The following is a 10,978-nucleotide window of genomic DNA, read 5'->3' as shown; positions in this document are numbered from 1 at the left end:
TTTTTTTTTTGGGGGGGGGGGGGGGGGGGGGTTGGGGGGCCCTTTGGGGGGGGGGGGGGGGGGCGGGGGGGGGTTGGGGGGGGGGTGGGGGGGGGGGGGGTGTGGGGGGGGGGGGGGGGGGGGGGGGGGGGGGCCCCGCCCCCCCCCGCCCCCCCCCGGGCGGCCCCCGCGCCGCGGGGGGGGGGGGGGGGCCCGGGGGGCGCCCCCCCCCCACGACTTTCCCCCCTTCGTTTCCCCCGGGAAGTGTCTGTCCCGCGGAGCCGCCGAAATTCACCCCATCGGGGAGGCGCTCGATGCGAACGGGGGAGTGTCAGGGGGCGCGTTTCCCGACGGGCGCCTTCGGACGATCACCGGACGCCTACCGTCGACACCATGGGACGCGGGGACCTGGCGACGCTGGTACGGATCTGCGATCCGGCGGGCCGGCCACGCGGCACCGGTTTCCTCGCCGACCACCACGGGACGGTCGTCACCAGCCACGAAGCCGTCGACGGACTCAGCCGTGTCGTGCTGCAGGCCCCCGGTGACCGGACCTGCCTCGCCGAGGCCGAAGCCGTCACCCCCCTGCCCGAGAGCGGCCTCGCCCTCGTACGGACCGAGGGGCTCGGCGGCCGCCCGCTGCCGCTCGCGACCCGGTCCGAGATCGAACCCGGCACCTACGTGCGGATCGCCGCCCAGGGCTGGCGCGAGGCCCGCGTCCTCGGCCCCGCCGCCGTCACGTACACCGCCACCGACCGCTTCCACGCCCTCACCGACGCCCTCGAACTCGCCATCGGCACCGAGGGCGCCGAAGCCCTCCGGCGCGGGGGACAGGCCGCCGGCGGACCCGTCCTCGACACCGTCACCGGCACCGTCCTCGCCGTCCTCGGCACCGCCCTGCACGGCGACCGCCGCGCCGCCGGATACGCGGTGCCGCTCCGGCCCGCCGGCCCCCTCACCGCCCTGCTCCGGCGCAACGCGGCCACCGTCCCCGCCTACGGACCCGACCTCAACCTCGCCGCGATCCTGGAACTCACCGCCACCTCCACCGGACCCGCACGAGACCCCGACCCCTGGCCCGAGCCCGTCGAACGGCCCGACTGCGTCCGCGAGTTCGCCCGCTTCACGGCCGGCGACGCCCCCGTCCTCGCCCTCGTCGGCGCCCCCGGCACCGGCCGCACCACCACCCTCGCCGCACTCTGCGCCCGGCGGGCCCGGGGCGTCGCACCCGCCCCCACCGTCCGGCTGCGCGGGGCCGACCTGCGCGCCGAGGACCGCTCGCTCGCCGACGCCGTCGGCCGCGCCCTCCACCAGGCCGGCCGGATCGTCGCCGCGTCCGGGGCGCTCGGCGACACCACGACCGCCACCCCGGAGCGGGCCGCCGCCCTCGCCCGGGACGCGGGCCGCCCGCTCCTCGTCGTCCTCGACGGCCCCGAGGAGATGCCCCCGCTCCTCGCCCACCGGCTCGCCGACTGGACGACGGCCACGGAACGCTGGCTCCGCACCCACGGGGCCCACCTCATCACCGCCTGCCGCCCGGAGCACTGGGAACAGGCGGGCACGCTGTACGCCCCGGGCGCCCTGCACCGGCCGGCGGCGGAGGCGGGGCCGGGCGCGCCGCACCGGCCCGCGACCGACCCGGCAGGCCGGCCGGACGGCCCGGGCCCGGCCGCGACCGCGTCCGCGTCCGCGACGGCCGGCGGCGGCACGCCCCCGGCCGTGTTCCTCGGGCCGTACTCCGAGACGGAGGCCCGTGCCGTACGCGAGGGGTACGGGATCGGGGAGGCGGACCTCGCCGAGGCGGACGCCCGGCACCCGCTCGCCCTGCGCCTGCTCGCCGAGGTGCGCGCGGCGCTGCCCGGAGAGGTGCCGGGGCGGCCCGGGCGCGAGGAGATCTTCACCGCCCACCTGGACCTGATGTGCCTGCGTGCCGCCGTCCGGATCGCCGCGGGCTCCCGGCCGCTCGTCCGCGGGACGGCCGTCCGCAGGCTCGCCGCGCGCGTGACCGGCCGGGTGCACGAGGCGGCCCGCCGCTGCCTCGGGCCCGGGCACGGCGTCCTGGACCGGGCCTCCTTCGAGGAGCTGTTCCCCTGGCGGGAGGGCTGGGCCCCGGCCGTCCTCACCGAGGGCCTGCTCGTCCCCGCGGGCTCCGGCTACCGCTTCGCCCACGAGGAACTCGCCGACTGGGTCCAGGCCGCCCACCTGGACCTGGACACGGCCCTGCACGCCCTGGTCCACCGGCACCACGAGGAGCCGGCCGGGGCGCCCGTCGCCGCCGGGGCCGCGGGGGCGCGGATGCCCGCCGGGCGGGGCACGTCCGATGCTCCCGGCACGACCTCCGGGGCCGCGGGCCCCCGGCGGCCCGGCGCGGGCGGTGGGGCCGGTCCGGCCGGGACCTCCGGGGGCGCCGGCCGCGTCGAGGTTCCGCCACAGCGGGGTGCCCAGGCGGCGGCGGGGGAGGCCCTGCCCGTTCCCCGGCACCGGATCGGGCCCGTGCTGCAGGCCTTGCTGCTGCTGCACCGGGAGCGGGGGCCCGCCGGGCTCGGGCCGCGGCTCGCCGCGCTCGCCGAGGCACTCGGGCGGTTCGCCCGGGACGGGCAGGCCGGGGACGGGGCCTGGTGGGCCGCGCGGCTCCTCGGGGAGAGCGTGCGGCGCCTGCCGGACCCGCGGCCGTACCTGCCCGTCCTGCGGCTGCTCGCCGACCTCGTCGGAGCCCGCCCGGACCGGCACCCGGTCTTCGCCCCCTTCGGGACCGCCTTCTGGCTCGGTCTGCCGCTCGGCGAGGACGAGCGGATCGACCTGCTGCGCCGGCTCGTCCCCTCCGACCCGCCCGACGGCGACCGGAGCCTCGACGCCGTCGCCGCGATGCTGACCGCCGACCCCCGGGGCGTCCAGCCGCTCCTCTGCCGCTGGTTCGGCGACGACCGCCCCACCGTCGCCACCGCCGCCCAGGCCCTCCTGCACACCCACCGCGGGCTCGCCGTCGACGACCTCTGCGAGGCCCTCGTCGCCACCGCCCACCCCCTCGCCGACGGCCTCCTCGCCGCGCTCGCCGAGGACGAGCCCTCCGCGCTCTGCCGGGCCGTCGACCGCTGGGCCCACGACGACGGGCGCCCGGAGCGGCGCGTCGCGGCCGCCGCGTACGGACGCCTGGTCGCCGGGCACGTCACCACCTCCGCCGACCGCGAGCTCCTCCGCTACGCCGCCCTCGCCCTGCTCGCCCGCCCCGGCGACCGGGCCCTGCACGGCACCGCCCTCGGCCTCCTCGTCCGCGACCCGCACAGCCGCTCCCGCCACCTGCCCCGCGCCCTCGCCGAGCCCCACGTGCCCGCGGCCGACCTCGCCGAGGCCCTCACGACCCATCCCGAGGAGGTCCTCGCCGCCTTCCGGACCCGGCTGCAGGGCACCGGCGAGGCACCGGCCGCCGCCCTGCGGGCCCTCGCGGAGATCGACACCCCCGCCCTCGCCCGCCGGATCGCCGCCCTCGTCCGCGACTACGCCGCCCACCGACCCGACGGCGCCCCCCTCGTCGCCGCCTTCGTCGACCGCCGCCTGGAGGACGGGCCGGTGGCCAGGGCCGTCCTCTTCCCCCTGGTCACGGGCCTCATCCGGGGCCGTCCCGCCCCGCTGCGGCGCGCCCTCGCCCCCGTCCTCGCCGCCCCCGGCACCGGAGCCTCCCGCCATCTGCGGGCCGAGCTGCTCGACGTGCTCCTGGAACACGAGCGGTACGAGGCGGAGGCCGGGGAGCTCACCGTCCTGGAGGCGCTGCTGCGGGCCGCCGCGGAGGGCGCGGAGCTGCGCACCGTCCCGCGCACCCGGGAGCTGGTCCACCGGGTCGGCGCGCTGTGCGTCCGTACCCCCGAAGGCGCCCGGCGGCTCGACCGGGCCCTGGCCGGAGCCGTCCGTGACCTGCCCGTCTTCGCCGCGCTCCTCGCCGCATGGACGGTCGGCGCCCCCGCCGACCGGGCCCCGCTCCTCGGACCGGAGACCGTCCGGGCGCTGCGGAGCCCCGGCACTGCCATGCCGATGCGTACCGACGGCCGTGGACATGGCAGTCTTAGACCTGCGTAAGGCGAACAGGGCGAACAGGCGGACGAGGAGCGGTCACAGTGCAGCGCTGGCGTGGCTTGGAGGACATTCCCCAGGACTGGGGACGCAGCGTCGTCACCATCGGCTCCTACGACGGGGTGCACCGCGGACACCAGCTGATCATCGGGCGCGCCGTCGAGCGGGCCCGGGAGCTGGGGATCCCCTCCGTCGTCGTCACCTTCGACCCGCACCCCTCCGAGGTCGTGCGCCCCGGCAGCCACCCGCCGCTGCTCGCCCCGCACCACCGGCGCGCGGAGCTGATCGCGGAGCTCGGCGTGGACGCGGTGCTGGTGCTGCCGTTCACCGCCGAGTTCTCCCAGCTGTCCCCGGCCGACTTCATCGTCAAGGTGCTCGTCGACAAGCTGCACGCGAAGGCCGTCATCGAGGGCCCCAACTTCCGCTTCGGGCACCGGGCCGCCGGCAACGTCGCCTTCCTGACCGAGCTCGGCGCCACGTACGACTACGAGGTCGAGGTCATCGACCTGTACGTCAGCGGGGCCGCCGGCGGCGGTGAGCCCTTCTCCTCCACCCTCACCCGCCGCCTCGTCGCCGAGGGCGACATGGCGGGCGCGGCCGAGATCCTCGGGCGCCCGCACCGGGTCGAGGGCGTCGTCGTCCGCGGCGCGCAGCGCGGCCGCGAGCTGGGCTTCCCGACGGCCAACGTCGAGACCCTGCCGCACACGGCGATCCCGGCGGACGGGGTCTACGCGGGCTGGCTGACGGCGGCGGGGGAGCGGATGCCGGCGGCGATCTCCGTGGGCACGAACCCGCAGTTCGACGGTACGGAGCGGACGGTCGAGGCGTACGCGATCGACCGCGAGGGGCTCGACCTGTACGGGCTGCACGTGGCCGTGGACTTCCTGGCGTACGTGCGCGGCATGCTCAAGTTCGACACGCTGGACGACCTGCTCCAGGCGATGGCGGGCGACGTGAAGCGCTGCCGCGAACTGACGGAGGAGTACGACCTCACCTGACCGGTGCCTCCGCCGGTGCGGGTGCCCGTGCGGGCGCCCCCGCCCGCGGCCGTGTGGGCGATCGTCCCGCCCCGGCGGAACGCATGCCCACAACGGCGGGTGGGCGCCGTCCCGGCGGGGGCGGCTCAGGCCCCCCGTCCCACCCAGTGGCACGCCACCGACCGTTCCCCGCCCCCGGCGAGGACCGGCAGGTCCTCGCCCCGGCAGCGGTCCGCGACCGTGACCGCCTCGCCCGAGGCGAGGAGCTGGCAGCGGGCGTGGAAGCGGCAGCCTGACGGGATGCGGGACGGGTCCGGCGGCTCGCCGGTCAGGACGACCGGGGTGCCCTCCGACTCCGGGAGGACCGACAACAGCGCCCGCGTGTACGGGTGCTGGGGGTTCGTCAGTACGGACTCCACCGTGCCGGTCTCCACGACCCGGCCCAGGTACATCACCGCCACCCGGTCCGCGATGTTCCACGCGAGGCCCAGGTCGTGCGTCACCACCAGCGCGGACAGGCCGAGTTCGTCGCGCAGCCGCAGCAGCAGCGCCAGGATCTCGCCCCGTACGGAGGCGTCCAGGGACGCCACCGGCTCGTCGGCGACGATCAGTTCGGGCTCCAGGACGAGCGCGCCCGCGATGACCACGCGCTGCCGCTGCCCACCGGACAGCTCGTGCGGGTAGCGGAGGAAGAACCGCTCCGGGGGACGGAGGCCCGCCCGCGCCAGGGCCTCCGCGACGGCCGTCCGTTCGTCGCCCGCGTGGCCGTGGATCCGCAGCCCCTCCGCCACCGCGTCGTACACCGTGTGCCGGGGGTTCAGCGAGCCGCTCGGGTCCTGGAGGACGAGCTGCGCCCGCTTCCGGTAGGCCCGCAGCGCCCCGGAGGAGTACGCGAGCGGCTTCCCGTCGAAGGAGACCGCCCCGGACGTGGGCCGGACCAGGCCGAGCAGGGAGCGGGCCAGCGTCGTCTTGCCGCAGCCGGACTCGCCGACCAGGGCCACGATCTCGCCGGCGCCGATGTCCAGGTCCACGCCGTCCACCGCGCGGGCGGGCGGCGCGCCCCGGCGCCCCGGGAAGGTGACGTGCAGTCCGCGCGCCGACAGGAGGCTCATGCCGTGCTCCCCACGTGTACGCAGGCGGCCCGGCGCCCCGCGCCCGCCTCCCGCAGTTCCTGGTCGTGCTCCGCGCAGGCGTCCACGGCCACCGGACAGCGCGGATGGAAGGTGCAGCCGCCGGGCAGGTCGGCCGGGTCCGGCGGGTCGCCGGGCAGGCCGCGCGGCGCCCGCCGGGACGCGAGGTCGCCGATGCGGGGGAACGCCGAGGACAGCGCCCGCCCGTACGGGTGCTCGGCCGCCTCGTACACCGCCCGCGCGGGCCCCTCCTCGACGATCCGGCCCGCGTACATCACGGCGAGCCGGTCGCAGGTGTCGGCGAGGACCGCGAGGTCGTGGCTGATCATCAGGAGGCTGATGGACTGCTCGGCGACGAGCCGCTCGATCAGCCGCAGGATCTGCGCCTGGATCATCACGTCGAGCGCGGTCGTCGGCTCGTCGGCGACGATCAGGCGGGGGTCGCAGGCGAGCGCCATCGCGATCATCACGCGCTGCCGCTGTCCGCCGGACAGCTCGTGGGGATAGGCGGCGGCCCGGGCGGCCGGGAGTCCGACGTGTTCGAGCAGCTCGCCGACCCGGGTGCGGGCCGCCGCCGGGGTCGCCCGGCCGTGCACGAGCAGCGGCTCGGCGATCTGGTCCCCGATCCGGTGCACCGCGTTCAGCGAGTGCATCGCGCCCTGGAAGACGATCGACGCGCCCGCCCAGCGCACGGCCCGCAGCCGCCCCCACGACATGGCGAGGACGTCGTCGCCGTCGAGCAGGATCTCGCCCTCGATCCGGGCCGAGGCCGGGAGCAGCCGGAGCAGCGCGAGGGCGAGCGTGGACTTGCCGCAGCCCGACTCGCCGGCCACGCCCAGCTTGGTGCCCGGCTCCAGGGTCAGGTCGACCCCGCGCACGGCGGGCACGGCGGTCGCGCCCGATCCGTAGGCGACTCTGAGGTCCCGCACCTCCAGGAGGCTCATCGCCCCACCCCCAGCTTCGGGTTCAGTACGGACTCCACGGCCCGCCCGCACAGCGTGAACGCGAGTGCGACCAGGGCGATCGCGACCCCCGGCGGGGCCAGGTACCACCAGTGCCCGGAGGAGACGGCGCCCGCCTCCCGGGCGTCCTGGAGCATGCCGCCCCACGACACCACCGTCGGGTCGCCGAGGCCGAGGAAGGCGAGGGTCGCCTCGGTGAGGATGGCCGTCGAGATGCCGAGGGTGGTCTGCGCGAGCACCAGCGGCATCACGTTCGGCAGCACGTGCCGGGTCATGACGTGCCGGTGGCCGCCGCCGAGCGCGGTCGCCCGCTCGATGTAGGGGCGGGACTCCACCGCGATCGTCTGCGCCCGCACCAGACGGGCGGTGGTGGGCCAGGAGGTCACGCCGATCGCCAGGACCACCGTCCACATCGACCGGGACATGACCGTGGCGAGGACGATCGCGAGCACCAGGGTCGGCATCACCAGGAACCAGTCGGTGATCCGCATGACGACGGTCGAGAACCAGCCGCCGTAGTGCCCGGCGATGATGCCCACCAGGGTCCCGATGGCGACCGAGAGGGCCGCCGCGAGCAGTCCGACGAGCAGCGAGATCCGGGCGCCCCAGACCAGCAGCCCGAGCAGCGAGCGCCCGAACTGGTCGGTGCCGAGCGGGAACGCGGCGCTCGGCGGCTCCAGGGCCGTGCCCGGCGCCTCCGTCACCGACTGCACGTCGGAGCCGACGGTCAGCGGGGCGGTGATCGCGATCAGGGCGATCAGGGCGAGGCCGGCGAGACCGTACAGCCCGGCCCGGTGCGTGCGGTAGCCGCGCCAGAAGCGGGAGACGGTCTCCCGTCGGCGCACCCATGCGAGGGAAGTCGTCGGAGAGGTCATCGGCCCACCCGGGGGTCGAGCAGCGGATAGAGCAGGTCGGCGATCAGGTTCATCAGGATCATCGCTCCGGCGAAGACCACGAACAGGCCCTGCACCAGCGGCAGATCGGGCACGCTCAGCGCCTGGTAGAAGAGGCCGCCGAGTCCGGGCCAGGAGAAGACCGTCTCCACCAGGATCGAACCGGCCGCCACGTGCCCCAGGTTGATGAAGATCATCGTGACGGTCGGCAGGAGCGCGTTCGGCACGGCGTGCCGGCGGCGCACGGCGTCGTCCCGCAGCCCCTTCGCCCGCGCCGTCGTCAGGTAGTCGCCGCCCATCTCGTCGAGGAGCGAGGAGCGCATCACGAGCAGGGTCTGCGCGTAGCCGACCGCGACGAGCGTGACCACGGGCAGGACCAGGTGGTGGGCGACGTCCAGGACGTACGCGAAACCGGTCTCGCCCGTGCCCGACTCCATGCCGCCGGTCGGGAAGAGCCCCGGGACCGGTCCCATGCCCACCGAGAAGACGATGATGAGGAGCAGTCCGAGCCAGAAGGAGGGCACCGACCACAGGGTCAGCGCGATCCCGGTGTTCAGCCTGTCGCCGAGGCCGCCGTGCCGCCAGGCCGAGCGGGTGCCCAGCCACAGGCCGAGCGCCGAGTAGACCACCACGGCGACCCCGGTGAGCAGCAGCGTCGCGGGGAGCTTCTCCGCGATGAGGTCCCCGACGGGGGCGCGGAACTGGAACGAGGTGCCGAGGTCGCCGCTCAGCGCCTTGGCGCAGTAGTCGGTGAACTGCTGCCACAGCGGCAGGTCGAGCCCGAACTGGCGGCGCAGCGTGGCGAGTTGCTCGGCGGAGGTGGGCGCGCCGTGGGTCATCGCCTTCACCGGGTCACCGGGGATGATCCGGAAGAGGAAGAAGCTGGTGACCAGGACGGCGAGGAGCGAGACGAGCGCGCCGCCCAGCTTCCCCGCCGCGTGGCGGAGGTAGCCGAGGGAGGAACCTGTGCGGGGTGCGCCGTCCGTGGCACGGGCCTTCTCGGCCCGCGCCACGTCGGCGGGGGTGCTTGCCGTCGTCACGTGCTACTCGCGGTCGTCGGCGGTGGAGCGGCGGCGCACGCCGAGGAAGACGCCGAGGCCGACCACGACGACCACGGCCGCGGCGATGCCGACGATCACCCCGGTGGACGAGCCGCCGTCGGAGTCCTCGGCCCGCGCCGCGGGCACGGCCGACCACCAGCTCCAGTAGCCGTCCTGGCCCCACAGGTTCCCGGCGGCCTCGGGCATGGTCGTGATGGACCTGATCTGGTCCGTGCGGTACGCCTCCAGGGCGTTCGGGTAGGCCATGACGTTCATGTACCCCGTGTCGTACAGCCGGGACTGCATCCGCTTCACCAGATCCGCCCGCTTGGCGGCGTCGTACTCCACCGCCTGCTGCGCGTAGAGCCCGTCGAACTGCTTGTCGCAGATGAAGTTGTCGGTGGCGCCGGAGTCCTTCGGGGTCTCCGGGAGCGTGCCGCAGGTGTGGATGGAGAGGACGTAGTCCGGGTCGGGGTTGACCGACCAGCCGTCGAAGGCGAGGTCGTAGTCGCCCTTGACCCAGGGGTCGGAGACGCTGTCCAGGCACTCGACCTTCAGGCCGATGCCGAGCTTGCCCCACCACTCCTGGAGGTACTTGCCGACCGCCTTGTCGTTCGGGTCGGTGGCGTGACAGAGGATCCGGAACTCCAGCGGCCTGCCGTCCTTGCCGAGCCGCTTGCCCTCGGCGTTCGTGCGGTATCCGGCCGCGTACAGGAGCTTCTCCGCCTGGACGGGGTCGTAGGCCCGCTTCTGCGCGCCCTCCGGCTTCCAGAAGTACGAGCCGAAGCGCGGCGGGATGTACCCCTCGCCCTCGACGGCGTGGCCCTGGAAGACCTTGTCGACGAGGGTGGCGCGGTCGACGGCGAGGAAGAGGGCCCTGCGCACCGCCGGGTCGAGCAGCGCCTTGTTGCCGTTGCCGAAGGCCTTGCCGTCCTGGGCCCTCGCCCCCGGGTTGGTGGCGAGGGCGTAGAAGCGACGGCCGGGGGCGTCGTTGACCTTGATGTCCTTCTGGGTCTTCAGGGCGGCCGCCTGGGCGGGCGTCAGGTTCGGTACGAAGGAGACCTCGCCCTTCTGCAGGGCGGCGACGGCGGCGTCCCCGTCCTTGTAGTACTTGAAGACCAGCTCGTCGAACTTGGGGGCGCCCCGCCAGAACTTCTTGTTCGGCTTGAGCTTGATGTACTGGTCGACCTTGAAGTCCGTGATGACGAAGGGTCCGTTCCCGACGATCGGGAAGGTCTTGTCGTTGTTGAACTTCGAGAAGTCGGTGACCTTCTCCCAGACGTGCTTGGGCACGATCGGCACGTCGAGGGCCGTCATCGTCGCCTGCGGCTTCTTCAGCCGGATGACGAGCGTCTGCGGGTCGGGTGCGGTGACCTGCGCGAAGTTCGCGGTGAAGCTGCCGTTGGCGGTGGCGGCGTTCGGGTCGGTCATCATCTTGTTGAAGGTCCAGGCCGCGTCCTCGGCGGTGGCCCGCTGCCCGTCCGACCAGATCGAGTCCTCGCGGATGGTGTACGTCCACGTCAGCTTGTCGGGCGAGGACTTCCAGGAGGTCGCCAGGCCCGGGACGGTGTGGGCGTCCTTCGGGTCGTAGTTCGTGAGGTACTCGTACGCCAGCCGGTGGATGCTGGTCGAGGTGAGCTTCTGGGCCAGGAACGGGCTCAGCGAGTCGATGCTCTGCGAGACGGCGACCGTGAGGGTGGTGCCGCCGGACTTCTCGTCCTCCGCCTGCGCGGTGCCGGGAACGACGACGAGGGAGCCGGCGGCGAGGCCGGTGGCGAGCAGCAGTCGGAGGGCTCTGCGGGCGGGGGCGGGGCGGGGTGGGACCTTCGTGACCATGACCATGGGACGTGACCTCGCGTCGGAGTTACTGTCGTGGATCTTGGGCTGACGATGGGTGAAGCGAAGGTGTATCAGCGGTGGTCTGCCGTCGTC

7 protein-coding genes are annotated in these 10,978 nt (G+C 75.1%); 2 read left to right on the top strand and 5 right to left on the bottom strand.

Going from position 1 to position 10,978, the window contains the following annotated elements; translation table 11 throughout:
• Positions 1–372 precede the first annotated feature (372 nt).
• Positions 373–4,050, top strand: coding sequence for a trypsin-like peptidase domain-containing protein (locus tag ACFYUZ_RS38350; protein WP_389317576.1), 3,678 nt, complete (start codon positions 373–375; stop codon positions 4,048–4,050).
• A 38-nt stretch (positions 4,051–4,088) separates the two neighbouring features.
• Positions 4,089–5,042 (top strand): bifunctional riboflavin kinase/FAD synthetase, encoded by a 954-nt coding sequence (locus ACFYUZ_RS38345; RefSeq protein ID WP_389317574.1) that lies wholly within the window; start codon positions 4,089–4,091, stop codon positions 5,040–5,042.
• A 125-nt stretch (positions 5,043–5,167) separates the two neighbouring features.
• Here ACFYUZ_RS38345 and ACFYUZ_RS38340 read toward each other — a convergent pair whose 3' ends face one another.
• From ACFYUZ_RS38340 to ACFYUZ_RS38320, 5 genes are read right to left on the bottom strand one after another with little or no spacing between them, the layout of a single operon-like run.
• Positions 5,168–6,133 (bottom strand): ABC transporter ATP-binding protein, encoded by a 966-nt coding sequence (locus ACFYUZ_RS38340; protein WP_389317571.1) that lies wholly within the window; start codon positions 6,131–6,133, stop codon positions 5,168–5,170.
• On the bottom strand, positions 6,130–7,095 hold the full coding sequence (locus ACFYUZ_RS38335; RefSeq protein ID WP_389317568.1) for an ABC transporter ATP-binding protein: 966 nt from the start codon (positions 7,093–7,095) through the stop codon (positions 6,130–6,132). The genes ACFYUZ_RS38340 and ACFYUZ_RS38335 overlap by 4 nt, the downstream gene beginning before the upstream one ends.
• Complete coding sequence (locus ACFYUZ_RS38330; protein WP_389317565.1) at positions 7,092–7,988, bottom strand: ABC transporter permease; 897 nt, start codon at positions 7,986–7,988, stop codon at positions 7,092–7,094. The genes ACFYUZ_RS38335 and ACFYUZ_RS38330 overlap by 4 nt, the downstream gene beginning before the upstream one ends.
• On the bottom strand, positions 7,985–9,046 hold the full coding sequence (locus tag ACFYUZ_RS38325; RefSeq protein WP_389317562.1) for an ABC transporter permease: 1,062 nt from the start codon (positions 9,044–9,046) through the stop codon (positions 7,985–7,987). Before ACFYUZ_RS38325 ends, ACFYUZ_RS38330 begins: the two co-directional genes overlap by 4 nt.
• A gap of 3 nt (positions 9,047–9,049) precedes the next feature.
• Positions 9,050–10,882, bottom strand: coding sequence for an ABC transporter substrate-binding protein (locus ACFYUZ_RS38320; protein ID WP_389317579.1), 1,833 nt, complete (start codon positions 10,880–10,882; stop codon positions 9,050–9,052).
• Positions 10,883–10,978: the final 96 nt, after the last annotated feature.

The sequence above is a fragment of the Streptomyces sp. NPDC004266 genome (genome assembly GCF_042874095.1).
Lineage (GTDB): Bacteria > Actinomycetota > Actinomycetes > Streptomycetales > Streptomycetaceae > Streptomyces.
This window is presented reverse-complemented; position numbering and strand designations above follow the sequence as displayed.